Source organism: Mycolicibacterium psychrotolerans (assembly GCF_010729305.1).
Lineage (GTDB): Bacteria > Actinomycetota > Actinomycetes > Mycobacteriales > Mycobacteriaceae > Mycobacterium > Mycobacterium psychrotolerans.
This window is the reverse complement of sequence record NZ_AP022574.1, coordinates 2,067,172-2,092,753: the sequence shown is the minus strand read 5'-3', so window position 1 is coordinate 2,092,753 and position 25,582 is coordinate 2,067,172. Positions and strand designations below refer to the sequence as shown.

At 69.8% G+C, this 25,582-nt stretch carries 23 protein-coding genes and 1 tRNA gene; 12 read left to right on the top strand and 12 right to left on the bottom strand.

The genetic code is table 11. The features are described from left to right. Positions 1-281: 281 nt before the first annotated feature. The 3 genes from G6N45_RS10330 to G6N45_RS10320 are packed head-to-tail and all read right to left on the bottom strand — an operon-like array spanning position 282 to position 5,569. Positions 282-1,292, bottom strand: coding sequence for a nucleoside triphosphate pyrophosphohydrolase (locus G6N45_RS10330; protein ID WP_163722039.1), 1,011 nt, complete (start codon positions 1,290-1,292; stop codon positions 282-284). Further along, positions 1,289-4,921: a transcription-repair coupling factor gene (gene mfd, locus G6N45_RS10325; protein ID WP_163722037.1), complete on the bottom strand. Its 3,633-nt coding sequence runs from the start codon at positions 4,919-4,921 to the stop codon at positions 1,289-1,291. Before mfd ends, G6N45_RS10330 begins: the two co-directional genes overlap by 4 nt. 54 nt (positions 4,922-4,975) lie before the next feature. Continuing rightward, positions 4,976-5,569: a TetR/AcrR family transcriptional regulator gene (locus G6N45_RS10320; protein ID WP_043412005.1), complete on the bottom strand. Its 594-nt coding sequence runs from the start codon at positions 5,567-5,569 to the stop codon at positions 4,976-4,978. 87 nt (positions 5,570-5,656) lie between these two features. Here G6N45_RS10320 and G6N45_RS10315 point away from each other — a divergent pair, with 87 nt between their 5' ends. From G6N45_RS10315 to pth, 11 genes are all read left to right on the top strand, one after another. Next, positions 5,657-7,165: a PucR family transcriptional regulator gene (locus G6N45_RS10315; RefSeq protein ID WP_163722036.1), complete on the top strand. Its 1,509-nt coding sequence runs from the start codon at positions 5,657-5,659 to the stop codon at positions 7,163-7,165. 114 nt (positions 7,166-7,279) lie between these two features. Then, positions 7,280-8,536, top strand: coding sequence for an NAD(P)/FAD-dependent oxidoreductase (locus G6N45_RS10310; RefSeq protein WP_163722034.1), 1,257 nt, complete (start codon positions 7,280-7,282; stop codon positions 8,534-8,536). A 91-nt stretch (positions 8,537-8,627) separates the two neighbouring features. After that, a complete protein-coding gene (locus tag G6N45_RS10305; protein ID WP_163722032.1) occupies positions 8,628-9,125 on the top strand; it encodes a GreA/GreB family elongation factor in 498 nt (165 codons plus the stop codon). Between the two features lie 41 nt (positions 9,126-9,166). Then, positions 9,167-9,238, top strand: a tRNA-Gln gene (locus G6N45_RS10300). Positions 9,239-9,329: 91 nt separating this feature from the next. Then, entirely contained in the window at positions 9,330-10,808 is a 1,479-nt protein-coding gene (gene glmU / locus G6N45_RS10295) for a bifunctional UDP-N-acetylglucosamine diphosphorylase/glucosamine-1-phosphate N-acetyltransferase GlmU (protein WP_163722029.1), read from the top strand. A 116-nt stretch (positions 10,809-10,924) separates the two neighbouring features. Continuing rightward, positions 10,925-11,905, top strand: coding sequence for a ribose-phosphate diphosphokinase (locus G6N45_RS10290; protein ID WP_043412017.1), 981 nt, complete (start codon positions 10,925-10,927; stop codon positions 11,903-11,905). Continuing rightward, positions 11,902-12,243: an arsenate reductase (glutaredoxin) gene (gene arsC / locus G6N45_RS10285; protein WP_163722027.1), complete on the top strand. Its 342-nt coding sequence runs from the start codon at positions 11,902-11,904 to the stop codon at positions 12,241-12,243. Before G6N45_RS10290 ends, arsC begins: the two co-directional genes overlap by 4 nt. Next, positions 12,240-12,914, top strand: coding sequence for an LpqN/LpqT family lipoprotein (locus G6N45_RS10280; RefSeq protein ID WP_246228939.1), 675 nt, complete (start codon positions 12,240-12,242; stop codon positions 12,912-12,914). The genes arsC and G6N45_RS10280 overlap by 4 nt, the downstream gene beginning before the upstream one ends. Positions 12,915-12,960: 46 nt before the next feature. After that, positions 12,961-13,830: an oxidoreductase gene (locus G6N45_RS10275; protein WP_163722025.1), complete on the top strand. Its 870-nt coding sequence runs from the start codon at positions 12,961-12,963 to the stop codon at positions 13,828-13,830. A 139-nt stretch (positions 13,831-13,969) separates the two neighbouring features. Then, the gene (locus G6N45_RS10270) at positions 13,970-14,635 is read left to right on the top strand and encodes a 50S ribosomal protein L25/general stress protein Ctc (protein WP_163728180.1); all 666 of its coding nucleotides are present in this window, start codon (positions 13,970-13,972) and stop codon (positions 14,633-14,635) included. 12 nt (positions 14,636-14,647) lie between these two features. Next, positions 14,648-15,226 (top strand): aminoacyl-tRNA hydrolase, encoded by a 579-nt coding sequence (gene pth, locus G6N45_RS10265; RefSeq protein ID WP_163722023.1) that lies wholly within the window; start codon positions 14,648-14,650, stop codon positions 15,224-15,226. A 4-nt stretch (positions 15,227-15,230) separates the two neighbouring features. On the opposite strand, the gene G6N45_RS10260 is transcribed toward pth, so the two are convergent. From G6N45_RS10260 to G6N45_RS10240, 5 genes are all read right to left on the bottom strand, one after another. Then, the gene (locus G6N45_RS10260; protein ID WP_163722021.1) at positions 15,231-15,467 is read right to left on the bottom strand and encodes a hypothetical protein; all 237 of its coding nucleotides are present in this window, start codon (positions 15,465-15,467) and stop codon (positions 15,231-15,233) included. Between the two features lie 41 nt (positions 15,468-15,508). Further along, positions 15,509-15,928, bottom strand: a complete 420-nt coding sequence (locus G6N45_RS10255; protein WP_163722019.1) for a hypothetical protein — start codon at positions 15,926-15,928, stop codon at positions 15,509-15,511. 100 nt (positions 15,929-16,028) lie between these two features. After that, on the bottom strand, positions 16,029-17,069 hold the full coding sequence (locus tag G6N45_RS10250; protein WP_163722017.1) for an epoxyqueuosine reductase: 1,041 nt from the start codon (positions 17,067-17,069) through the stop codon (positions 16,029-16,031). 32 nt (positions 17,070-17,101) lie between these two features. Further along, entirely contained in the window at positions 17,102-17,956 is an 855-nt protein-coding gene (locus G6N45_RS10245) for an ABC transporter permease (RefSeq protein WP_163722015.1), read from the bottom strand. Continuing rightward, complete coding sequence (locus tag G6N45_RS10240; RefSeq protein WP_163722014.1) at positions 17,953-18,909, bottom strand: efflux ABC transporter ATPase subunit, DrrA-related; 957 nt, start codon at positions 18,907-18,909, stop codon at positions 17,953-17,955. The genes G6N45_RS10245 and G6N45_RS10240 overlap by 4 nt, the downstream gene beginning before the upstream one ends. A 76-nt stretch (positions 18,910-18,985) precedes the next feature. Between G6N45_RS10240 and G6N45_RS10235 the strand changes: the two genes are divergently transcribed. Continuing rightward, positions 18,986-20,422 (top strand): lipase maturation factor family protein, encoded by a 1,437-nt coding sequence (locus G6N45_RS10235; protein ID WP_246228938.1) that lies wholly within the window; start codon positions 18,986-18,988, stop codon positions 20,420-20,422. A gap of 57 nt (positions 20,423-20,479) precedes the next feature. Here G6N45_RS10235 and G6N45_RS10230 read toward each other — a convergent pair whose 3' ends face one another. The 4 genes from G6N45_RS10230 to G6N45_RS10215 form a co-directional block, all read right to left on the bottom strand. Next, positions 20,480-22,114, bottom strand: coding sequence for a fatty acyl-AMP ligase (locus G6N45_RS10230; RefSeq protein WP_163722012.1), 1,635 nt, complete (start codon positions 22,112-22,114; stop codon positions 20,480-20,482). A gap of 287 nt (positions 22,115-22,401) precedes the next feature. Continuing rightward, positions 22,402-23,370 carry a 4-(cytidine 5'-diphospho)-2-C-methyl-D-erythritol kinase gene (locus tag G6N45_RS10225; RefSeq protein ID WP_163722010.1) on the bottom strand — a complete coding sequence of 323 codons (969 nt, stop codon included), beginning with the start codon at positions 23,368-23,370 and terminating at the stop codon, positions 22,402-22,404. A gap of 127 nt (positions 23,371-23,497) precedes the next feature. Continuing rightward, a complete protein-coding gene (gene rsmA / locus G6N45_RS10220) occupies positions 23,498-24,442 on the bottom strand; it encodes a 16S rRNA (adenine(1518)-N(6)/adenine(1519)-N(6))-dimethyltransferase RsmA (RefSeq protein ID WP_246228937.1) in 945 nt (314 codons plus the stop codon). Next, a complete protein-coding gene (locus G6N45_RS10215; protein ID WP_163722008.1) occupies positions 24,439-25,566 on the bottom strand; it encodes a resuscitation-promoting factor in 1,128 nt (375 codons plus the stop codon). Before G6N45_RS10215 ends, rsmA begins: the two co-directional genes overlap by 4 nt. Between the last annotated feature and the right edge of the window lie 16 nt (positions 25,567-25,582).

The following is a 25,582-nucleotide window of genomic DNA, read 5'->3' as shown; positions in this document are numbered from 1 at the left end:
CCCTTTTCGCCCAAACCAACAAACGGGCGAACAATCGCGAGAGCACGCCGCCATTTCGTCGATCTCGGGCGCCTCTCGTGCGCGGCGAGAGTTGGATGCTCGAGGATTGACCTCGTATGTCACACACGTGCACGTAGTGCATGCACAATGGGAGAGCAGCGCTGCAGGAGGTGCATTCCTGTTACTGCTGAGCATCTTGGCGCTCTCGCCCCCGTGCTGGTCACGAGAGCAGGATCGACGTCGACCCCACAGCGTGATCGAACACGACGAAATGGCGTCAACTACTCGGCTTTATCCGCCGGTTCGTCGGTTTCGGCGTCGTCCTCGGGCTCGGCGTCCGCGTCCTCGTCGTCGACGATCTCGTGCGGCCAGTGTGCGCGCCACTCGTCGGCGGAGATCACCGCGTGCGGGCTGTCGTCGAGCTCCTCGGCGACGTCGTCGCCCCGCTGCGCCGCGGCCGCGGACCGCTCGGCGGCGCGCACATCGGCCATGAATTCCAATACCGCTGAGCGCAGAGCATTCTCGGCGTCGAAGTCGGCGGTCACGGTGATCCAGGTGAGGGCATCGGGCACCAGCTCCTGCGGGAAGCCGGCGCCCTCGGCGCGGGCGAGCACCTTCTGCGCCAGCGCCAGCGCGGGCTGGCCCGTCGGAATGTCGTCCATGATGGACTCGCGTGCGGATTTCTCCAGCGCCTTGCGCGCTTCCCACTGTGCCAGTTGATCTTCCAGCGAGATCGACTCGCCGGCGAGCACCGCGGGCACCCGATTGCCGAGCTTGCGAACCAGCGCGTCGGCGACGTCGTCGATGCCGAAGGCGTTCTCCGGGGCGTCCTCGGCGATCCGGGCGTGGAACAGCACCTGCAGCAGCACGTCGCCCAGCTCGTCGCGCAGCTCGGTCAGATCGCCGCCGTGCACCGCGTCGAACAGCTCGTAGGTCTCCTCCAGCAGATACCGCCGCAACGAGTCGTGGGTCTGCTCGCTCTCCCACGGGCCCGCGGTGCGCAGTTTGTCCATCATCGCCACGGCGTCGACCAGATGCTCACCGGGCGCGGAATCCGGCGCGGCGATCACCCGCTCCCCGGCGGCCAGCCGAGCGGCCACCGAGGGGTGGTCGCGGTCGGAGGACAGCAGCACGGGGGCGGGGTCGCCCTCGTAGGCGGGCCGCGCCGACGGCAGCGACCACGGCACCTTGATCGGCATCTCCTCGGTGTACTGCACGTCACCGGAGAGCAGCTCGATCGCCTCGACGGGCACCAGCGAGGGGCGGCGCGGGTCCACCAGGACAACCGTCATGAGCCACCTCCGAACTTGGTTATATCAATTTGGGCCTGTGGATTCCCGTCGATGGCGAGAAGCAGACCCGCGACGAACGCGACGAGCTCGAGATCGCGGATTCGGGGCGCCCCCACGCCGCTGCCGGCCCGCGGAATCGGCACCTGCACGGTCGAGGTGGTGGCGCGGTACGTGGCACCCGAGTAGAGCCGCTTGAGCCGCAGCTGTGCCGAATCGGGCAGCGTCAGCGGCGAGATGCGCACGGTCGATGCCGACGGCGCGCCGACCTCGGTCACCCCGTGCGCCCGTGCGAGCAGGCGCAGACGCGCCACCGCGATCAGGCGCTGAGCCGGCTCAGGCAGCGGGCCGTACCGGTCGATGAGCTCCTCGATCACCGCGTCGACCGCAGCGTCGTCCTGCGCGGCGGCCAGCCGCCGGTAGGCCTCCAGCCGCAGCCGGTCGCTGCCGATGTAGTCGGGCGGCAGGTGCGCGTCGACCGGCAGGTCGATTCGGACGTCCTTCGGTTCTTCCGGTGTGGCAACGGTTTTCCCGTCGGCGGCAGCTCGATATGCTTCGACGGCCTCGCCCACCAGCCGCACGTACAGATCGAAACCCACCCCCGCGACGTGGCCGGACTGCTCGGCACCGAGCACATTCCCCGCGCCGCGGATCTCGAGGTCCTTCATCGCGACGGCCATGCCCGCGCCGAGTTCGTTGTTCTGCGCGATCGTCGCGAGCCGGTCATAGGCCGTCTCGGTCAGCGGGACCTCGGGCGGATAGAGGAAGTACGCGTATCCGCGCTCTCGGGAGCGCCCCACCCGGCCGCGCAGCTGGTGTAGCTGCGACAAGCCGAACGTGTCGGCGCGCTCCACGATCAACGTGTTGGCGTTGGAGATGTCCAGACCGGTCTCGACGATCGTGGTGCACACCAGGACGTCGAACTCCCGGTTCCAGAACCCCTCGACGGTCCTCTCCAGCTGTTCCTCGGGCATCTGCCCGTGCGCCACCACGACCCGCGCCTCGGGCACCAGCTGACGCACGCGTGCGGCGGCCTGGTCGATGGAGCGCACCCGGTTGTGGATGTAGAACGCCTGCCCGTCGCGCAGCATCTCGCGCCGCAGCGCGGCAGCGACCTGTTTGTCGTCGTGCGGGCCGACGTAGGTCAGCACCGGGTACCGCTCCTCGGGCGGGGTCAGGATCGTCGACATCTCCCGGATCCCGGCCAGGCTCATCTCCAGCGTGCGCGGGATCGGGGTGGCGCTCATCGTCAGCACGTCGACGTGGGTGCGCATCGACTTGATGTGCTCCTTGTGTTCGACGCCGAAGCGCTGCTCCTCGTCGACGATCACCAGGCCCAGGTCTTTCCACGTCACCCCGGTCTGCAGCAGCCGGTGCGTGCCGATCACGATGTCGACCGAGCCGTCCTTCATCCCCTCCAGCACGGCCTTTGATTCCGACGGAGAGGTGAAGCGCGACAAGCCTTTCACGGTGACCGGGAACCCGGCCATGCGGGCGGTGAACGTCTGCAGGTGCTGATCGGCGAGCAGCGTCGTCGGCACCAGCACCGCGACCTGCTTGCCGTCCTGGACTGCTTTGAACGCCGCGCGCACCGCGATCTCGGTCTTGCCGTAGCCGACGTCGCCACAGATCACCCGGTCCATCGGAACGGGTTTCTCCATGTCGGACTTGACCTCGGTGATCGCGGTCAGCTGGTCGACGGTCTCGGTGAACCCGAACGCGTCCTCCATCTCGGTCTGCCAGGGGCTGTCCGACGCGAACGCGTGCCCCGGTGAGGCCTGCCGCTTGGCGTACAGCGTGACCAGTTCCGCCGCGATCTCCCGAACAGCCCGGCGCGCTTTGGTTTTCGTGTTCGCCCAGTCGCTGCCGCCGAGCCGGCTCAAGGTCGGCGCCTCACCGCCGACGTAGCGAGACAGCTGGTCGAGCGAGTCCATCGGCACGTACAGCTTGTCGGTGCCGCCGCCCCGCTTGGCCGAGGCGTACTCAAGCACGAGGTACTCCCGGCGGGCGCCGCCCACCACCCGTTCGGTCATCTCGACGAACCGGCCGATGCCGTGCTGATCGTGCACAACGAGATCGCCTGCCGTCAGCGCGAGCGGGTCGACGACGTTGCGCCGCTTGGCCGCGAGTCTCCTGCCCTCGGTGGCGGCGGCACGGTTGCCCGTCAGATCGGTCTCGGTGATCACCACCAGGTTGGCGCCGGGGATCACGACGCCGTCGTGCAGCGGGCCCTTCACCACCCCCACCACGCCTTCCCGTGGTGCCGCGCCGGCCTCGAGAACCGCTGCGGGCGTGTCGGCTTCGCCGAGCTGCTCGACCACCCGCATGCAGGTGCCCGTGCCGGGAGTGACGACGACGCCGTAGCCACCGGTGGCGACGTGGGCGCGCAGCATCGCGAAGATCTCGTCGAGACTGTGTTGCTGACCTCGCGCCGAGGGCGCCGGCCGAATGTCGAGGGCGAAGCCGGCTTCCGCGGTGAGCTGGCTCAGCGTCCACCACGGACGGCCGCCCGCCCGGGCCGCGTCGCGGGCATCGTCGAAGCCGACGAATCCCGACGCGCCGAGCGCCTCGAGGTCGATGGGGACGTCGCCACCGACCGCGGCCGTCGACCAGGACGCCTCGAGGAACTCCCGTCCCGTCTTGATCAGATCGGCGGCGCGGCTGCGGACCTTCTCCGGATCGCAGATCAGCAGCGGCGTCCCGGCGGGCAGATGCGACGGCAGCGTCACCAGGTCGGCCGGGCGCAACAGCGGCAGCAGCGCCTCCATGCCGTCGACCGGGATGCCCTCGCTCAGCTTGGCCAGCATGTCGGGGATGCTGCCGGGCACGCTGTTCTCCAGCACCGGATGCTCGGCGGCCAGCGCTTGTGCGCGTTCTCGCACATCGGCGGTGAGCAACACCTCGCGGCACGGCACCGCGATCACGGTGGCGACGTCGATCTCGGGGATCGACCGCTGGTCGGCGACCGAGAACATCCGCATCTCGGACACCTCGTCGCCCCAGAACTCGACCCGCACCGGATGCTCGGCCGTGGGCGGGAACACGTCGAGGATGCCGCCGCGCACGGCGAACTCACCCCGTTTGCCGACCATGTCGACGCGGGTGTAGGCGAGGTCGACCAGGCGCGCGACGGTGGTGTCGAAGTCTGCGTCGACACCGATGGTGAGCGTGACGGGCTCGATGTCGGCGAGGTCGGGAGCCATCGGCTGCAGCAGGGACCGCGCGGTGGTCACCACGATGCGCAGCGGCGGCCCCAGCCGGTCGTCGTCGGGATGGGTGAGGCGGCGCAGCAGCATCATTCGCGCGCCGACGGTGTCGACGCCGGGCGACAACCGCTCGTGCGGCAACGTCTCCCACGATGGGAACATCGCGACCGCGTCGCCGAACACCCCCTTCAGCTCGGCGGTCAGGTCGTCGGCTTCGCGCCCCGTCGCGGTGACGGCGAGCAGCGGGCCGGCCTGCGCGAGCGCGGCGGCCACGAAGAGCCGGGCGCTGGCAGGGCCGACGAGATCGAGATCGGCGGGCCGGTCGGCGGCACGGCGAACGACTTCCTGCAGGGAAGGGTCGCGCAGCGCCAACTCGACGAGGCCCGCGATCGGGGTGTGGACATGAAGGGTCCCCGATGCGGTCATGATGCCTCCATCGTAGGCCCCGGTCGGGGGGTGGACGTTCGGCCGGGTGGGCCGCTACTCGTCCTGCAGGTGGGGGTCGGCCTCGAGATGGGTCAGGCCGTTCCACATCAGGTTCACCAGATGCGCGGCCACCACTTCCTTCTTCGGTTCGCGGGTGTCGAGCCACCACTGCGCCGACATCGACACCGAACCGACGAGCGCCTGTGCGTAGAGCGGCGCGAGGTCGGGATCCAGGCCGCGGCGGGAGAAGTCCCCGGCCAGGATCGAGGAGACCTGGCTGACGGCGTCGTTCAGCAGCGTCGAGTAGGTGCCAGAGGTGATGCTGGCCGGCGAGTCCCGGATCAGGATGCGGAAGCCGTCGGTGTGCTCCTCGACGTAGGTCAGCAGCGCCAGCGCCACCCGCTCGACCCGCACCCGGGACCGGTTGTTGGTCAGCGACGCGGTGATGCCGTCGAGCAACGCGGACATCTCGCGGTCGACGACGACGGCGTAGAGGCCCTCCTTGCCGCCGAAATGCTCGTAGACCACGGGTTTGGAGACGTTGGCCCGCAGCGCGATCTCCTCGATCGACGTGCCGTCGAAACCACGCTCGGCGAACAGCGACTTGGCGATCTCGATCAGCTGCTGCCTGCGCTCGCTGCCGGTCATCCGAGCACGGGGGGCGCGGACTTCCTTCTCGGCTGCGGCCACGCGTCCCAGCCTAAACCGCAGCGCCCCGGCGTACCCTCGAGCTCCGTGATCACGCTGGATCGGCTGATCAACGTCCTCGGCGGATACGGCGCCCGCTGGCAGGCCGGCTCGGCGGACCGGTCGACCGAGCTGCGCAGCGTCGTGCTGCCGGAGGTCGTCGACGGCCGCACGATGCCGGGCGACGTGCTGCTCGCCGTCGGCGCCCTCACCCAGGCCGAGGCGCTGCAATGGGCGACGTCCGCGGGTGCCGTCGTCGTGCTCACCCGCGCCGCGGACCCCACCGTCACCGACACCGGGGGCATCGCGGTGGTGGTCGTCGACTCCGCGATGTCGTGGAGCGAGTTCGCCGCGGTCGTCTACGGGCTCGTCCTGGAAGGGCGGGAGACGGATTCGGGCCGGGGGCCGACGGACCTGTTCGCCCTCGCCGACAGCCTGTCCGGGGCAGTCGGCGGCGCGGTCGTCATCGAGGACCGGCAGTCACGGGTGCTGGCGTTCTCGCGCGGCCAGCAAGACGCCGACCCGGCGCGTGCGGCAACGATCCTCGCCCGCCAGGCGCCTGCGGGGGTGCGCGCCCGCCTCGAGGCGGCCGGCGTGTTCGCCCACCTGTCGGTGTCCGATGAGCCACTGTTCGTGCCTGCCGACGTGAGCGCCGGGCTGACCGGCCGCATGGTCGTCGCGGCGCGCGCCGGCCGCGAACTGCTTGGCTCGGTGTGGGTCGCCACGCCCCGCGCGCTCGCCGGCGATCAGCGAAGGGCGCTCGCCGACGGGGCGCACACCGTCGCACTGCACCTGCTGCGCTCCCGCGCCAGCGCCGATCTGGAACGTCAGGTCGAGTCCGAACTGGTGATCCGGCTGCTCGAGGGGCCGGCGGACTCGGCGACCCTGGCCAGCCGTCTGGGACTGCCGCCCACGGCGTTGCGGGTCGTCGCGCTGCGCGCCCACGACGGCGGCGAACGGCACGCGGCGCTGCTGCAGACGTTCGAGCTCGCGACCGCCGGTTTCGGCTGGTCACGGCCGTCGCGCAGCGCGCTGGCCGACACCACGGTCTACACCGTGCTCGCCGCCGACGAGGCAGCGGTCGCCCGAGCCTGGGTGACCGCGCTGGTCACGGCGCTGCCCCGCCAGCTGACGGTGCACGCGGGCATCAGCGCGCCGGCGACCGCCACCGATCTCGCGGTGGCGCGCAGCGAGGCCGACGAGTGCCTGGCACTGCACGAGGGCACCGGTGTCGCGGATCCTCCGGCCTACGACGAGTCGTGGAACGACGTCGTGCTGCAACGCCTCGAGACGGCAGCCGGCGCGGGCCGTCGTCCGCACCGCGGGGCCGTCGCCGAGTTGAGGGCGCACGATGCCGCGCACGGCACGGCGTATGTGGCCACCCTGCGCGTGTGGCTGCAGGAACGTGGCGACCCCGTCCGCACCGGGCTGCGACTCGGCATCCACGAGAACACCGTGCGGTACCGCCTTCGCCGCATGGGTGAGCTGACCGATCTGCAGCTCGACGATGCCGACAAGCGGTTCGCCATGATGATCGAACTGGCCGTCCGCGACTGACCTTCTTGTCGGGGCGCGACATTTTCGACCCCAGGGCTTGTTCTCGCAGCACAACACCCGCGTCTCCGCGGGACCCGACCATGGAGTCGTGGGTCGCCGGAGAAGGAGGGTGTGATGTCGGGCAGGTCAGGGATGGACGGCGGTCCCCGGTCTGTGGTCGTCGTGGGCGCGGGGATCGTCGGGCTCTCGACGGCGTGGTTCTTGCAGGACCGTGGCGTCGACGTGACAGTCGTCGACCGCACCGGGGTCGCAGCAGGAGCATCGTGGGGTAACGCCGGCTGGGTTTCGCCGGCGCTGACGGCGCCGCTGAACTCGCCATCCGTGCTGCGCGAGGGGCTGCGCGCGATTGCCGATCCGGCGGCCGCCTTGCACATCCCGCTGCGCGCGGACCCCACCCTCGCGCGATTCTTGATGCGTTTCGCCGCCCACTGCCGTCCCGGCGCCTGGCGCCGCGCGGTTCGCGCCAATGCGGTGCTCAACGACGAGGCGCTCGAGACCTTCGATGTGCTGGTGGCCAACGGCGTGGACGCCCCGGTGACCGATACGTCCATCGCGGTCGCGTTCCGCGACGCCGATCGTGCGGCGAGCTTCCGGAGCGGTCTCGACCGACTTCCGGCGGCGGACAAGCCGACCGTCGAGGTTCTGGCCGGCGCGGCGCTGCGCGCGTACGTGCCTTTGGCGTCGGCGCGGATCACCAGCGTGGTCAACGTGTCCGGCCAGCGCTTCGTCGACCCGGGCCGGTTCACCCGCGCGCTGGCGCGCGCGGTCGTCGAGCGCGGCGCCGTGATCCGCACCGCGGAGGTGAGGCGTGTGCTTCCCGTGGCCGGCGGGGTGAGCGTCGAGGTGCTCGCCGGCGAACCGCTGCACGCCGATGCCGCGGTGGCGGCCACGGGCGCCTGGCTACCCGCCCTGATGGGCCGTCGGGTCCGGGTAGGACTGCACGCGGGCCGCGGCTATTCCTTCACGGTGCCGGTCGAGCGACCGCTACCCGGCCCGATCTATCTGCCGGAAGCGCGGGTGGCGTGCACGCCGTACCGCACCGGACTCCGCGTCGCCGGGACCATGGAGTTCCGTCGCCCCGAGGAGCAGCTGTTCCGACGCCGCATCGAGGCGATCGTCGCGTCCGCCTCCCCGCTGCTCGACGGAGTGCGCTGGCACGAACGCCGTGACGAATGGGTCGGTTCCCGGCCGGTGACCGACGACGGCATGCCGCTGATCGGGCAGGTCGACCGCGGCGTGTATATCGCGGGCGGGCAAGGGATGTGGGGTCTCGCGCACGGCCCCGCCAGCGGCCGTCTCCTCGCGGAGCAGATCGTCACGGGCAAGCAGCCCGAAGCGGCGCGGGCGTTCGATCCGCTGCGACGACGCTGAATCTTCCCTCTCACGAGGGTTCCCGGTCGTCAGGGGCGGCGCCGATCCGACCCGCCCCTGACGACGATCACCACACCGGAAGGACATAACCATGCTCACCAGCAACGACCACGTCTGGATGACGCCGCACACGCGCACTGCCCTGGAGGAGGAACTGGCCGGCCTGCTCACCGTGCCGCACGCGGCGGACCACGAATCCCGCACCGACCAGGTCGTCGACGCATGGCTGGCCCGCAAGCACCGCATCCGCGAGATCCACGAACTGCTCAGCAGGGCAGGCCATACCCGCATCCCGCCCGATGACGGCGTCGCCGAGCCCGGCATGGTTCTCACGGTCCGGTTCGACGACACCGGGGACACCGAGACGTTCCTGCTCGGCACCCGCGGCACCACCGACGACGAACTCGAGGTCTACACGGTCTACTCGCCGTTGGGCAGCGCTCTCCTCGGGGCGACACCCGGCCGGCAGTGCAGCTACCGGCTGCCGACCGGACGCCGTCAGCGGGTGACCCTCCTGGCGGCCGTCCCGTTCGGCGCCCACCGGCCCGGCAGCGCGGGTTCGCGCGCGTTCGCGCACCCGGGGGCCTGATCAGAGGTTGAGCTAGAGTCGCACGCGTATTACGTCACCGATCCGTCGTGGTGTAATCGGCAGCACCTCTGATTTTGGTTCAGATAGTTCAGGTTCGAGTCCTGGCGACGGAGCACTCACTCGCGGCGAGCGTGCGCACAGTGCCACCGAGGACGGTGTGGCGGTGTGCAGACACGCCCACTCGCGCAGGGAAGGACGACACCTATGGCAGACGCAGCCGTCCTGATTCTGGCGGCAGGGTCGGGCACCCGGATGAAGTCCGACACCCCGAAGGTGCTGCACACCCTCGGCGGCCGCAGCATGCTCGCCCACGCCGTGCACTCGGTCGCCGCCGTGGCGCCGACGCACCTGGTCGTGGTCGTGGGCCGCGACCGCGAGCGGGTTGCCCCGGCGGCGCTGGAGATCGGCGCGGCCCTCGGGCGCCGCGTGGAGATCGCCGTCCAGGAGGAGCAGCGGGGCACCGGGCACGCGGTCGGATGCGGGCTGACGGCGCTGCCCGACGACTTCACCGGCGTGGTGGTCGTGACTTCCGGCGATGTCCCGCTGCTCGATGCCGACACCCTCTCCGCGCTGATCGCCACCCATACCGCGGGCGCGGCCGCGGCCACGGTGCTGACCACCACGACCGCCGACCCCACCGGCTACGGCCGGATCCTGCGCACCCAGGACGGCGAGGTGATCGGCATCGTCGAGCAGGCCGACGCCAGCCCCGCGCAGCAGGCGATCACCGAGGTCAACGCCGGGGTGTACGCATTCGACGCCCGCGTGCTGCGCTCGGCGCTGAGCCGGCTGCGCGCCGACAACGCCCAGCAGGAGCTCTACCTCACCGACGTGTTCGCAATCGTGCGCGGCGACGGCCACCCGGTACTGGGCCAGCACGTCGACGACCCCGCGCTGGTGGCCGGCGTCAACGACCGCGTGCAGCTCGCAGCCCTGGGCGCCGAGCTGAACCGGCGCATCGTCGCGGCGCACCTGCGTGCCGGGGTGACGATCGTCGACCCGGCGACGACATGGATCGACGTCGACGTCACCATCGGTCGCGACACCGTCGTGCGGCCCGGCACCCAGCTGCTCGGCACCACCGAGATCGGCGCGGGCTGTGAGATCGGGCCCGACACCACGCTGACCGACGTCGAGGTGGGCGACCGCGCGTCCGTGGTCCGCACCCACGGACAGCTCGCCGTGATCGGCGACGACGCCGCCGTCGGCCCGTTCACCTACCTGCGGCCAGGCACCGTGCTCGGCGAGGCAGGCAAGCTGGGGGCGTTCGTGGAGGCGAAGAACGCCACCATCGGCACCGGCACCAAGGTGCCGCACCTGACCTACGTCGGCGACGCCGACATCGGCGACCACAGCAACATCGGGGCGTCCAGCGTCTTCGTCAACTACAACGGCGAGACCAAGAGCCGCACCACGATCGGCTCCCACGTCCGGACCGGATCGGACACCATGTTCGTCGCCCCGGTGACGATCGGCGACGGCGCCTACACCGGAGCCGGCACCGTCGTACGCGACGATGTACCGCCCGGCGCGCTGGCCGTCTCGGCCGGCCCGCAACGCACCATCGAGGGCTGGGTGGAGCGCAAACGCCCGGGCAGCGCCGCGGCTTCCGCTGCGGCGGCAGCAAAGCGGGCCGAAGCAGCCGCAGCGGATCAGGCGGCCGCCGAAGCTACCGGCGAGTAGCGTTTCGTCGCCGTTTATTGGCATTCTGGTAACCCGCCAGCGTGCGCGAGTCACCGCTACGTACGATGGCTCGGGAATCGATCCCCCATCGATGACGAGAAGCCGAGGGCAGCGCTGTGAGCCACGACTGGACCGACAACCGCAAGAATCTGATGCTCTTCTCGGGTCGGGCGCACCCCGAACTGGCCGAGCAGGTCGCCAAGGAACTCGACGTTCCCGTCACCGCGCAGACGGCGCGCGACTTCGCCAACGGCGAGATCTTCGTCCGCTTCGACGAATCGGTGCGCGGCTGCGACGCCTTCGTTCTGCAGAGCCATCCCTGGCCGCTGAACCAGTGGCTGATGGAACAGCTGATCATGATCGACGCGCTCAAGCGTGGCAGCGCCAAGCGCATCACCGCGATCCTGCCGTTCTACCCGTACGCCCGGCAGGACAAGAAGCACCGCGGCCGCGAGCCCATCTCGGCCCGACTGGTCGCCGACCTGCTCAAGACCGCCGGTGTGGACCGCATCGTGACGGTCGACCTGCACACCGACCAGATCCAGGGCTTCTTCGACGGCCCCGTCGACCACATGCGGGCGCAGAAGCTGCTGACCGGCTACATCGCCGAGAACTACGCCGACCACGACATGGTGGTCGTCTCCCCCGACTCCGGGCGTGTGCGCGTCGCCGAGAAGTGGGCCGACTCCCTGGGCGGCGTACCGCTGGCCTTCATCCACAAGACCCGCGATCCGCTGGTGCCCAACCAGGTGAAGTCCAACCGCGTGGTCGGTGACGTGCGGGGCAAGACCTGCATCCTGACCGACGACATGATCGACACCGGCGGAACCATCGCCGGAGCGGTCCGTCTGCTCAAACAGGACGGCGCGGCCGACGTCGTGATCGCCGCGACGCACGGCGTGCTGTCCGACCCGGCCCGCGAACGGCTCGCCGAGAGCGGAGCGCGCGAGGTCATCGTCACCAACACGCTGCCGATCGGCGAGGACAAGATGTTCCCGCAACTGACGGTCCTCTCGATCGCGCCGCTGCTGGCCAACACCATTCGCGCGGTGTTCGAAAACGGTTCGGTGACAGGGCTTTTCGACGGATCGGCATGAGCGCGCGCATCCTGCACAATCCGCGTTGTTCGACGTCGCGCAAGACGCTGGACCTGTTGCGCGACAACGGTGTCGACCCCGAGATCGTGCTCTACCTGAAGAACCCGCCGTCGCGGTCCGAGCTCGCCACGATGATCGCCGAGGCCGGCATCGATGTGCGGACGGCCGTGCGCACCCGCGAGCCGCTCTACGCCGAGCTCGGGCTGGCGTCGGCCTCGGACGACGAACTGCTCGACGCGATGGCCCAGCACCCGATCCTGATCGAGCGGCCGTTCGTCGTGACGCCGAAGGGCACCAGGCTGGCGCGCCCGATCGACAACGTTCGCGAGATTCTGTGACGGTTCGCCGGGTGGCCGCAGCTGCCGCGGTGATGCTGACCGCGGTCGGCTGCGCTCCCGAAGCGCCCGATTACCGGGCGGTGTGGTCGACGACGAGCGCGCCGAGTTCCGCCGCGCCGACCTCCGCGGCGCCCGGCGCCGCGCCGGTGCCGATCGCCGCGTTCCTCGAACAGGCCGGCGTCGCCGGCCAGCCCGTCGCACCCGACAAGCTGACCGACATCACGGTGACGATGCCGTCGCCGCCGGGCTGGCAGCCCTATCAGAACACCAACCTCGCACCGGGGACCCGGATGATCGCCAAGGGCGACACCTACCCGACGGCGATGCTGATGGTGTTCGAGCTCACCGGCAACTTCGACGTCGCCGAGGCGCTCACGCACGCCAACGTCGATGCCCAGATGAGTGAGAACTTCCGGCAACTGGGCGCGTCGACCGACCCGTTCGACGGGTTTCCGTCGTCGATGATCGAGGGCAGCTACGACCTCAACGGCGCCCGGATGCACAGCTACAACCGGATCGTCATCGCCACGGGCGCGCCCCCGAAGTCGCAGCGCTACCTGATCCAGTTCACCGTCACCGGCTTCGCCGACAAGGCCGCCGAGCAGTCCGGTGACATCGAGGCGATCATCGACGGCTTCTCGGTCACCGTGCCCAAGCCCACCGCACGCTGACGCCCACCCCGACACCGCCGAACGGCGCAACTCTAGGGTGGTTGCCATGAGCCAGTGGACCGCCGCGGACCTGCCCTCCTTCGCCGGCCGCACCGTGATCGTCACCGGCGCCAACAGCGGCCTGGGTCTGGTCACCGCCCGCGAGCTGGCGCGCGTCGGCGCGCGCACCATCCTCGCCGTGCGCAACACGGACAAGGGCAACGCCGCCGCGGAGGGCATGGCCGGCGACGTCGAGGTGCGCAAGCTCGACCTGCAGGACCTGTCGTCGATCCGCACGTTCGCCGACGGGGTGTCCGGGGTGGACGTGCTGATCAACAACGCGGGCATCATGGCGGTGCCGTACGCGCTGACCGTCGACGGCTTCGAGAGCCAGATCGGCACCAACCACCTCGGCCACTTCGCGCTGACGAACCTGCTGCTGCCGAGGCTCACCGACCGGGTGGTGACGGTGTCGTCGTTCATGCACGTCTTCGGCTACCTCAGCGTGAACGACCTCAACTGGAAGTCCCGGCCCTACCTGGCGTGGCCCGCCTACGCGCAGTCGAAGCTGGCGAATCTGCTGTTCACCGGCGAACTGCAGCGCAAGCTGACCGCGGCCGGCTCACCGGTGCGTGCGCTGGCCGCGCACCCCGGCTACTCGGCGACCAACCTGCAGGGTCAGACCGGCAACCGGTTCGGCAGCCGGATCTGGGACGCCGGAAACCAGATCTTCGCCACCGACGCCGACTTCGGCGCCCGCCAGACGCTCTACGCGGCCACGCAGGACCTGCCCGGCGACACGTACGTCGGGCCCCGGTTCGTGATGCGCGGCCACACCGGAACCCACTGGCGCACGCCGCTGGCGCGCAACCGCGCCAAGGCTGCGGCGTTGTGGACGCTGTCCGAGCAGCTCACCGGGGTCGAATTTCCGCTGTAGGCCGGTGCTGGGCTACCCTTGGCGGCGCATCACGGCGAGGGTGGTACCTGACAGGGCCGCCGTTATCGACGGGAACTGAGCATCTGCAGTTCGTGTGACCCTGGCCGTGCCCGACACCACCGGCACAGGAGTACCGAACATGGCGCGCAACGCCCCGAACAATCTGACCGCCCAGGTCCGCAGCACGACCGGCAAGGGCGCCTCCCGGCGCGCCCGCCGCGAGGGCCGCGTTCCCGTCGTCCTCTACGGCCACGGCACCGAGCCCCAGCACCTCGAGCTCGACGGGCACGACTTCGCCGCCGTGCTGCGTAACGCCGGCACCAACGCCGTGCTCACGCTCGACATCGCCGGCAAGGAGCAGCTCGCGCTGACCAAGTCGCTCGAGATCCACCCGATCCGCCGCAACATCCAGCACGCCGACCTGCTGGTCGTGCGCCGCGGCGAGAAGGTGACCGTCGAAGTCAACATCGCCGTCGAGGGCGACGCCGCCCCCGGCACGCTGGTCACTCAGGAGGCCAACACCATCGAGATCGAGGCCGACGTGCAGTCGATCCCCGAGCAGCTCACCCTGTCGGTCGAGGGCGTCGGGGAAGGCACCCAGATCCTCGCGAGCGACGTCGAGCTGCCCGAGGGCGTGACGCTGGTGTCCGACCCCGAGCTGCTCGTGGTCAACGTCGTGTCCGCGCCGACCGAGGAGGAGCTCGAGTCCGAGGGTGGCGGCGAGTCGATCGAGGAGCAGGCCGCCGAGGCTGCCGAGGCCGACGCCGAGGCCGGCGAGGGCGAGCCCGCCGCCGACGCCGAGTAGGACGCCGCAGTCGTGGCCGAACCCCAGTTGGTGGTCGGCCTGGGCAACCCGGGCCCGCAGTACGCGCTCACCCGGCACAACCTCGGCTTCCTCGTCGTCGGCATCCTCGCCGGCCGCATCGGCGAAACGTTCAAGGTGCACAAGAAGTCCGGGGCCGACGTGGCCACCGGGCGGCTGGCAGGCCGCCCGGTGGTGCTGGCCAAACCGCGCGTCTACATGAACGAGTCCGGGCGTCAGGTCGGCCCGCTGGCCAAGTTCTACTCGGTGCCCCCGCAGGACGTAATCATCGTCCACGACGAACTCGACATCGAGTTCGGCCGGATCCGGCTGAAGTACGGCGGCGGCGTGGCCGGCCACAACGGCCTGCGGTCGGTCGCATCGGCGCTGAGCAGCAACGACTTTCACCGCGTCCGCGTCGGCATCGGCAAGCCGCCGGGACGGCAGTCGGGGGCGTCGTTCGTGCTGGAACCGTTCAACTCCCGGGAACGCCCGGAGATCGCGACCATCTGCGAACAGGCCGCCGATGCCGTCGAGCTGTTGATCGGCCAGGGTCTCGAGCCGGCCCAGAACGTGGTGCACGCCTGGGCCTGACCGGCTACCAGGTCAGGACGATGCCCGACCTGTTGTTGTTGCGGGGGATCTGGTCGGCCACGTTGGGTGCTCGTGTTCCCGGCACCGTCTTGATCGAGACGCTGCCGTTGGTCTCGCACCGGACCAGGCCGCCGGCCTCCTGGCAGGTCGCCTGCGCCGACGCCGTCGGGGCCGAGAGAAGGACGGCGCCAACGGCACTCGCGATCACTGCCGCCAGCGTGTACTTCGTCGGACTGGTCATGGTCACTCCACTTCCGTGCTCGAGAGCGTGCACACCCGGGGTCACGGGCAGGACGACGCGAGGATGCGGGCGCTCGGGTCGAGTGCCAGATTGGCCTCGCCGACATGGCGGAAGGCGTCCCCGCGTGCCGCCTCGGGGGTCGGGCCCGCGCCACCCGACACGATGCCGCTGCCGTCGTCGGCCCCGACAGAGACGATGCAGAACACGTCGTTGGTCTGTTCGTCGCTGCTGCACTGGTCGGCCCCGGCAGCCTGGCAAGCGGCGATCACCGCCGATGCGGCCGATTCGTTGGTGGGACCGGTGGCCGTGAAGCCGATCAGCATTCCGTCACGCACTCCCGATCCGACGGCCCTGGACACCACACCGGTGTCCACCGCTCCTCCAGGTCCGCCCGCCCACGCCGGCGCGGCCAGCGCGACCGCGCACAGCAGTCCGGCCGACACGCCGCGGATCCACACCATCGTTCCTCCTCCAGCGGGCTACCTCGGCGCAGCATCTGGCTGAGGGTCCGCCTCATCTAACCTCTGCGCCGGGAATCCCGTGGCTGTTCGCCGCGATAGGTCACCGGCCGCGCACGCCCCGGATTCCGCTGTCGACCCGCTTCACCGGCTTGTGCGGGTACCGCTTGGTGGCGTGCGCCTCTGCCTCCGAACCCGGGAGCACGTAGAGCGTCTCCACCTTGTCCTGCAACGGTTTGAGGACCAGATCCATGAAGCCCTTGCGGTCGTCGAGGTAGGACTCGATGACCTCCTCCCCTGCCGGGCACACCGCCAGGCAGTAGGCCGCCTTGTAGTTCGCCTTGAACGACAGGCTCTGCCACATCGACGCGTTCTCCGAGTCGCTGATCCGGGATCTGAAGTCCTCGGCGTCCTCGCTGTCGGCGACGGTCTGCACCCAGTCGGTGAACCCGCCCATGAACTCGCGGTAGTTGTGTACCGAGCACGCGACGAAGTCGAAGTCGCCGTTCTTCTTGATCGCCCCGACCGGGCAGGCCGCGACACAGAGCTTGCATTCCAGGCAGGGCGAATAGTCCAGTGGCACATCGTATTCGGAGATGTCGGCGGCCACCAGGATCGTGCCCAGCAGGATGAAGTTGCCGAACCGCGGATGGATGACGTTGCGGTGGATGCCCATCACACCCATGCCCGCGGCGACCGCGACCGGCTTGTGCGCCACCACCCAGATACGGCCCGGGTAGCGGTCCATCTCCATCGGGAACGTCGCCGACGGATTGACCACACGGTACCCGGCGTCCTGAATGATGCGCGTGATGCGGTGCGCGGCCTCGTTCATGATCTCGCCGCTGCGGTGGAACTCCTGATTGGCGACGCTGCGTGCGGTGGACCGCACATTGTCGCGGTTCATCTTCACGACCAGCGAGAGGTAGCTGACCGCGCCGGGCAGCGCCGCCTGCACATGCTCGACCTCAGACGCCAGCGCCGGATCGGCGACGCGGGCGAATCCGACGTCGTCGACGCCCGCCTCCCGGCAGACCGCGCGCAACCAACCCGCGTCGATCACGCCGGGCGGGCGCGACGGATGCGCCTGCACCTTCCGTACCGTGGGGTGGTCGACCAGCCGCGGGGGCAACTTCTGCGCCATGCTGAGTATGGTACACAATACTCAGCTGGGCGCTATCCCGACGTGCGGCGCCGGTAGGCGGCCAGCGCGAACGGGGCGAAGACAGCGGTGAGCGCGAGCGACCACAGAATCGTCGACAGCACCGGATGGTGCAGGGGCAGTTGTGCATCGGGGGCCGCCGGCCCCCCGTTGCCCCACAGTTCGCGCATCGCCTGCGCCAGCGACGACACCGGATTCCACTCGGCGATCACGCGCAGCCAGTGCGGCATCGGCTCGGTCGGCACGAAGGTGTTGGCCAGGAACGTCACCGGGAACAGCACGGTGAACATCACGCCGTTGACCGCCTCGACGGTGCGCATAAGCGAACCGACCAGGATGCCGAACCAGATCATCCCGAAGCCGAACACCAGGATCAGGGCGAACGCCAGCACCGCCTCGGCGACGCTGCCGCGGATGCGCCAGCCGATCGCCAGCCCCGTCAGGGCCATCACCACCACACCCAGCGACGAATGGAGCAGGCTGGCGATGCTGCGCCCGATCAGCACCGACGACCGGGAGATCGGCAGCGAGCGGAACCGGTCGATGATCCCCTTCTCGACGTCGGCGGTGATGCCCGAGGCCACCACGAACGCCGAGAACACGATGGTCTGCGCCTGGATGCCCGGCAGCAGGAACTCACGGTAGGAGGCGCCCCCGGTGTTGGTGATCGACGCGCCGAACACGAACGCGAACAGCAGCACGAACATGATGGGCTGCGCCGTCACGTCGCTGAGCATCTCGGGCATCCGCTTGGTGTGGATCATGTTGCGCTTGACCATGATCCATGACTGCTGCGCCAGGTTCGTGGGGCGCGTCGGCACCCGGTCGACCCGCACGGCCGCCGGGTGTTCGGTGTCCAGCGCGGTCATGCGTCGATCTCCTCGGATTCGTCGGTACGGTGGCCGGTCAGGGTCAGGAACACGTCGTCGAGGCTGGGCCGGGACAACCCGATGTCGTCGACGCCGATGCCGCTGTCGCGGAACCAGCCCGCCACGGCGATCATGTCGTCCAGTCCGTCGGCCGACGCGGTGAGCCGGCGCGCGGCGGCGTCGACGAAGACCTCGGCCCCGGTGCGGCGCAGCAGGTCCTGCGCCGCGGGCAGATCGGTGGCGTCGCCGACGGTGACCACCAGGCTGGCCCGGCCGGCCTGCTGCTTGAGCTGTAGCGGGGAACCCTCGGCGATGATGCGGCCCTGGTCGATCACCACGATGTTGTCGGCGAGCTGATCGGCCTCCTCGAGATACTGCGTGGTCAGCAGCAGCGTGGTGCCGTCGGCCACCAGCGCACGCAGCACCTCCCACAACTCGCTGCGGCTGCGCGGGTCGAGGCCCGTGGTCGGCTCGTCGAGGAACAGCACCGGCGGCGAGGCGAGCAGACTGACCGCGAGATCCAGCCGGCGCCGCATGCCGCCCGAGTAGGACTTGACCACCCGGTCACCCGCCTCGGTCAGCGAGAACTGCTGCAGCAGTTGATCTCCCAGCTTGTCCAGCGCTCGGCGCCGGATACCGTAGAGGCCGCCGATCATCCGGACGTTCTCCCGGCCCGTCAGCAGTTCGTCGACGGTGGCGACCTGACCGGTCAGCCCCATGTGGCGGCGCACCTGGTCCGGCTCGGCCCGCACGTCGTATCCCGCCACCCGCGCGGTGCCGCTGGTGGGCGCGGTGAGCGTCGTCATCATCCGCACCGTCGTCGTCTTACCCGCACCGTTGGGCCCCAGCAGACCCAGCACGCTGCCCGGCGGGACGGCGAAGCTGACCCCGTCGACCGCGGTGTGGTCACCGAACCGCTTGACGAGGTCGATCGCTTCGATGGCCGGGTTCATGGCACCGACGGTATCCGCGCCGACCGACATCCGGCCAATGCTTTTGCCGCGGCAGGCGACGGCGTTGACTGGAACCGTGCATGCGGACTGGTTCACCGCGCCGGGATACTGGCTGGCCCGGGAGGTGCTGCAGCGCGGCGTGGCGGCGGTGTACCTGATCGCGTTCATCGGCGCGGGCCGCCAGTTCCGCGCGCTCCTCGGCCGCGACGGCATGCTCCCGATACCGCGCTTCCTCGAGCGGGTGCCGTTCCGGGCAGCGCCGAGCATCTTTCACCTCCATTACTCCGACCGCTTCTTCGCCGTGGTCTGCTGGGCCGGCGCGGCGCTGGCCGGCGCGATCGTCGCCGGGGTCGACGACGTGGTCCCGCTGTGGGTGGCGACGCTGGCGTGGCTGACGCTGTGGGCGGGTTACCTGTCGATCGTCAACGTGGGCCAGCGCTGGTACGGGTTCGGCTGGGAGTCGCTGCTGCTCGAGGCGGGCTTCCTGATGATGCTGCTGGGCAACGACGAGACCGCACCGCCGCTGCTGACGCTGTGGTTGCTGCGCTGGCTGCTGTTCCGCGTCGAGTTCGGCGCCGGGCTGATCAAGATGCGTGGCGACCCGTGCTGGCGTGACCTCAGCTGCCTGGACTACCACCACGAGACGCAGCCGATGCCGGGGCCGCTGAGCTGGTTCTTCCATCACCTGCCCCGGCCGCTGCACCGCATCGAGGTGGCCGGCAACCACGTCGCCCAGCTGCTGGTGCCGTTCGGGTTGTTCGCTCCGCAACCGGTGGCGTCGATCGCGGCGGCGGTCGTCATCGTCACGCAGCTGTGGCTGGTGGCGTCCGGGAACTTCGCCTGGCTGAACTGGCTGACGATCATCCTCGCGTTCAGCGCGGTGGACCGGGCCGCGTTCGCCACGGTGCTGCCCGTGCCCGCGACCCCCGCACAGGTGGCGACACCGGTGTGGTTCACCGTCCTGGTGATCGCGGGCACGGTGTCGACCGTGGTGCTGAGTTACTGGCCGGTGGCCAACATGGTCGGCCGGACGCAGAAGATGAACGCCTCGTTCAACGCGCTGCGGCTGGTGAACACCTACGGGGCGTTCGGCACGGTCGGCCGCGTCCGCTACGAGGTGGTGATCGAGGGCACCGACGCGGCCCGGCCCACGGCGGACGCGGTGTGGAAGGAGTACGGCTTCAAGGGCAAGCCGGGCGATCCCCGCCGGATGCCGCGCCAGTGGGCGCCCTACCACCTGCGGCTGGACTGGCTGATGTGGTTCGCCGCGCTGTCACCGACATACGCGCAGGACTGGTTCAGACCGCTGATGGCCCGGCTGCTGCGAGGCGATCCCGCCACGCTGCGGCTGCTCGGCCACAACCCGTTCCCCGACGCGCCGCCGCGCTACCTGCGCGCGCGGCTCTACGAGTACCGGTTCACGTCGTGGCGGGAACTGCGCGAGCACCGGCGGTGGTGGGACCGCGAGCTCGTCGGCGACTACCTGCCGCCCGTCGGCCGCGAGCGTGCGTGAAATGCCGGCGCGGCGCGGCGTGTCGCGTGCAGACGCGCTCGCTCGCGGAAGAAAGGGTTACGTGACCAGCGAGACGGAGGTCGAGCGGCGCAGCTTGCCCGACGACGTCTTCGGGATGCTGCCCGGCCCGAGCACGACGACGTTGCGCGGCCGCATCTCGACCTCGGCGACCACCTCGTGGGCCACCTGGTGCTCGATACGGCGCACCTCGGCGGGGTCCTGCCAGGCGTTGGACTCGACGGCGACCGCGAAGGTCTCCCGCGAGTGCCCGGCGTCCAGGCGGACGGCGACCGCACAACCCGGCCGCACGCCCTCGACCCGGCCCGCCGCCCGTTCGATGTCGGTCGGATAGATGTTGCGGCCGGCCATGATGATGACGTCCTTGACGCGTCCGCACACCACGACGTGACCGTCCTCGGTCATGTAGCCGAGGTCACCGGTGTCGTACCAGCCGTGCTCGTCCTGCGCCGGGATGAAGCCGCCCATCGTCATGTAACCCGGGGTCACGCACTCACCGCGCAATTCGATGACACCGACGCCGCGCGGCGGCATGACGTTGCCATGGTCGTCGATGACGCGGGCCTCGAGGTCGGTGAGCAGCGGGCCCAGGTCGGCCAGCCGCTTGGTGTTGCCCTTGGTGGCGGGCACGGCGCGGCGCAGCGCGGCCAGCAGATCGGCGTCGACCTCGTCGACCACCAGGCCCGCGTTGCACGGGGAGAACGACACCGCCAGCGTGGTCTCGGCCATGCCGTAGGCCGGCAGGATCGCGCCGGGGTTCAGGCCGAACGGCTTGCCCGCCTCGATCAGATCCTCGACGTCGGCGGGGTCGACGGGCTCGGCGCCCGACAGCGCGAACCGCAGCGTCGACAGATCGAACTCACCGGGCTTGGCCTGACGGCGCAGCCGCTTGGCGAACAGCGCGTAGGCGAAGTTCGGGGCGGCGGTCATCGTGCCCTTGTACTTGTCGATGAGCTTGGCCCACAGCAGCGTGTCGCGCAGGAAGTCCAGCGGGGTGACCTTGACCAGCTCGGCGCCGAAGTACATCGGGATGGTCAGGAAGCCGACCATGCCCATGTCGTGGAAGCAGGGCAGCCAGCTCACCATCACGTCGGTCTCGACGTCGTACTGGGCGCCGATGAACATCGCCTCGGCGTTGGAGTGGATGTTGCGGTGCGTGATCTGCACAGCCTTGGGCGATCCAGTAGACCCGCTCGTCAATTGCATCAGCGCCAGGTCGTCCTCGCCGACCTCGATCGGATCGATCGGATCCGCAGACAGCAGGTCCTCGACGGTCAGGACCGTGATGCCCTTCTCCTCCAGCACGGGGGTCGCCACCAGGAACGGCTCGGAGACGATGACGGCCTTGGCCTCGATCATGCCGATGACGTTCATCGTGTCCTCGGCCCACATCACGAGGTCGGTGCGCGGGGTGGGCTGGTGCAGCATGGTCAGCGAGGCGCCGCGCATCCACAGGCCCTGGGCCGTCGGAGCGATCTCGACGGGAAGTCCGGCGAGCACGCCGACCGCGTCCCCGCGTCCGACGCCTGCCGCCGCGAGTCCACCGGCGATGCGGCGAGCCCGCTCGTGCACCTCGCCCCAGGTGTGCCGCACCGGCTCATGGGGTTCGCCGGTGACCATGCCCCGGGTGGTGCTGCGGGCATTCCGGTACATCTTCTCGGTGAACTTGCTCACGACGACCTCCTCGCCGACATCTGCCCCTGTGCACATGCGCGTTTGCCATGTTCCGCCTGTTGAGCGGCCTTCGCATGGAGGCGCGCACACGTTTGGGCAGCGGTTTCGTCTCGAATCGGTGATGTCGCCGCCTCGCGGCCGGACCTGTTCGGACGCCCACCGTCGGTAACGACGGAGGATTTCGCGTCCACTTCTCGACCGCTAGCTCTCACCGTCGATCATCTTAGGCAACTCTTAAGTAACTGCCAAACGCGCGCGTGTTTTGAGGCGTTTGTCACAGCTCTCGTTCACACCGACGCCGACGGGCTCGGCACCACTCGAGCGCCGTGCACCGGCCCGCTCGCCACCCGCACGGTCCGGCACACTCCGGCGCCGGCGAGTTCGGTGCCGACGTCGACGGCCGACCCGGCCGACGTGCACAGGAACGCACACGTCGGCCCCGATCCGGACACCACGCCGGCCAGCGCGCCCGCCTCGACCCCGGCACGCAGCGTGCGGCGCAGCGACGGGTCGAGTGTCAGCGCGGCGGGCTGCAGATCGTTGCCGAGCAACGGCGCCAGCTCGGCCGGATCGCCTGACGCCAACGCGGCCAGCACCGGCTCGGCCGACTCCAGCCGGGGCGGCAGCGTGCGCTCCTGCGCCTCGCGTAGCCGGTCGATCTCGGCGAACACCTTCGCCGTCGACAGGCCGCCGTCGGAGAAAGCAAGAACCCAGTGAAAGGTGTTGCGAGTCAACACTGTTGCCAATTCCTCGCCGCGTCCGGTACCGAGCGCGGTGCCACCGTGCAGAGCGAACGGCACATCGGAGCCCAGCTGCGCGGACAGCGCGTGCAGATCCCGGCGGGGCACCCCGAGCTCCCACAGTTCGTTCATCGCCACCAGCACGGCGGCGGCGTCGGCGCTGCCGCCTGCCATACCGCCGGCCACCGGAATGGTCTTGTCGATGGAGATCGCGACATCCGGAGCGCGGCCGACGTGCTCGGCCATCAGTTCGGCGGCCCGCCAGGCGAGATTGCGCTCGTCGGTGGGCAGCGAGTCCGCGCCTTCACCGGCCACCGCGAGCGTCAGCACGTCCGAGGTGCTCACCGTCACCTCGTCGAGCAGCGACACGGCGTGGAACACGGTGGCCAGCTCGTGGTAGCCGTCCGCACGGCGGTCGCCGACCTCGAGGTACAGGTTCACCTTGCCGGGCACGCGGACGGTCACCGAACCGGTGGGAACCCACTCCGAAGCCGTATTTCCGTCGCGCGCGGACACCGCACGACCCTAACGCCGCGGCGCGGCGCGGGTGAACCGGTCACAGCTGTGCCGTGTCGTCCGCGACTCGCCGCATGACACGTACGGGAACGCACACTGGCGGCATTGCACGCGGAAGGGCCGGGGCCTACGACGACGACGTGATGTGGGCGTCGAGCCCGTCGGCGGTGGGCTCGACGGTCACCGCCGGGGCGGGCTTGGGGATGACGTGCCAATCGGCGTTGCGCTGCAGCAGCCGGACGAAGTCCGCGATGCCGAGCGTCTCGCCACGGCGGGACGGGTCGATGCTCGCGGCGAGCAGCCGGCTGGCCGACTCGTTGCCCGAGCCCGCCCACTCGGCGAACGCGTTTCGTGCCGTCTTCCGGCGCTGCGCGAACGCGACGTCGATGAGCTCGAAGACCTGCTGGCGGAACTCAGGGTCGGTCGGCCACGGGGAGGTTTCGTAGCGGTCGATGCGCACCAGACCGGAGTAGACGCGCGGGATCGGCCAGAACACCGTCGGCGAGACCATGCCGTAGCGGCGCACGTTGCCGAAGAAACGCGCCTTGACGCTGGGGATGCCGTAGTCCTTGCCGCCCGGCTCGGCCGCCAGCCGCTCCGCGACCTCGGCCTGCACCATCACCATGACGGTGCGAATGGAGGGGAACTCGGCGAGCAGGTGCAGCAGTGCGGGAACAGCAACGTTGTAGGGCAGGTTCGCGACCAGCGCGGTGGGCTCGTCGGTGAGCTCCTCGCGCTGGAAGGTCAGGATGTCGCGGTTGAGCACCTGCAGCCGATTGATCTCGCTGTGCGAGTGATCGGCGACCGTGGTGGGTAGCTGCTCGGCCAGCACGGGGTCGATCTCGACGGCCGTCACGCGGGAGCCGCGATCGAGCAGCGCCAGCGTCAGCGACCCGAGGCCGGGACCGACCTCGAGCACGTGATCGTTCCGGTTCACCCCCGACGCGGACACGATGCGGCGCACGGTGTTGGCGTCGTGCACGAAGTTCTGGCCGAAAGACTTGCGTGGCCGGAAGTCGATGGACTTTGCCAGGTGGCGAATCTCAGTTCGCCCGAGCAGTCGAATTGTCACGACGCACCGATCCTCCCACTACAGACCGGCCACGCTCCCCACCCTTGGCGCGCCCTGGTCACTTCAGCTATTGCGATCTGCTCTTCTCTCGTTGCCAGATCAGCCCGCTGAGCATACCTCAGACCACCGTTGCGCTCCCAGGTATTTTGATCAAATTGGACGCCACCGAAAAAACCGTTACCGGTGTTGATGCCCCAATTACCTCCGGCTTCGCAACGCGCAAGCGCGTCCCATTGGCCGGGGTTGGACACCGGGGGCACCTCGGTGCCCGGCTTCGCGCCGATCCGCAACACCCCGTCCCTGGCGCGAACGACCACGACATTGGCTACTGGCAGCCTGCCTGTTTCGACGCCGTTGACCCGCGCGACCGCGAAAGTGACGTCCTGCGTGCCCGGCATACCGGGGTCTTCGACGATCTGGCGGCTCATGTTCAGCGTCACGTCGGAGATGCGCTGGTTGTTCGGGGCGAGCGGCAGGCGCTCCGTGACCTTGTCGATCCGGACCCGGGTGACCGTGATCCGCATGCCATCGACGATGGGAGCCGACGGTGCTGGGTTCACGGTGTCGCTTTGCTGAAGGGGTGCACCTGCGGCATCGAGCAGGGCCGCGACGTTGGGCGCGGCCAGCCGGACGGTCCGCGTGACGCCCGCGTCGTCGAGCTGAACGGTCCTGGGACTCACCACCGGTAGCGCCATTCCGCCCAGCGGGACGCGGCTGCCGCGGCTTGCCGCCAGCGGCGCTTTGTCGGTCATCCGGAGCTGAGCCAACGCCTCCTGCACCGTGGACGCGGTTGTCCAAACCTGCTCGGTGCCGCCGCCGTCGGTGGAGATCTCGAGCGGCCGGCTGCGGCGCAGGACGATCGTGTCGGCCTGGTGCACGGGGGTGTCGGCGGCCGGGAACAGGTCGTCGCGTTCGGTGATGTCGAAGCCGTTCTCCTTGACGACGTCGATCACGCGACTCTTCATAGTCGGCACCGTCATCGACGCGCCGTCCACAGTCAGTGTCACCGTTTTGTGGGACACGACGGCCGTTCCGCCCGCGAAGATCAGCGCCAGCAAAGTCGCACCGACCAGCGCTCGCAGGATCGGCGAACGCGTCTGATGAAGTTTGGTGATGGCATTCACGACGTCGTCGACCCCA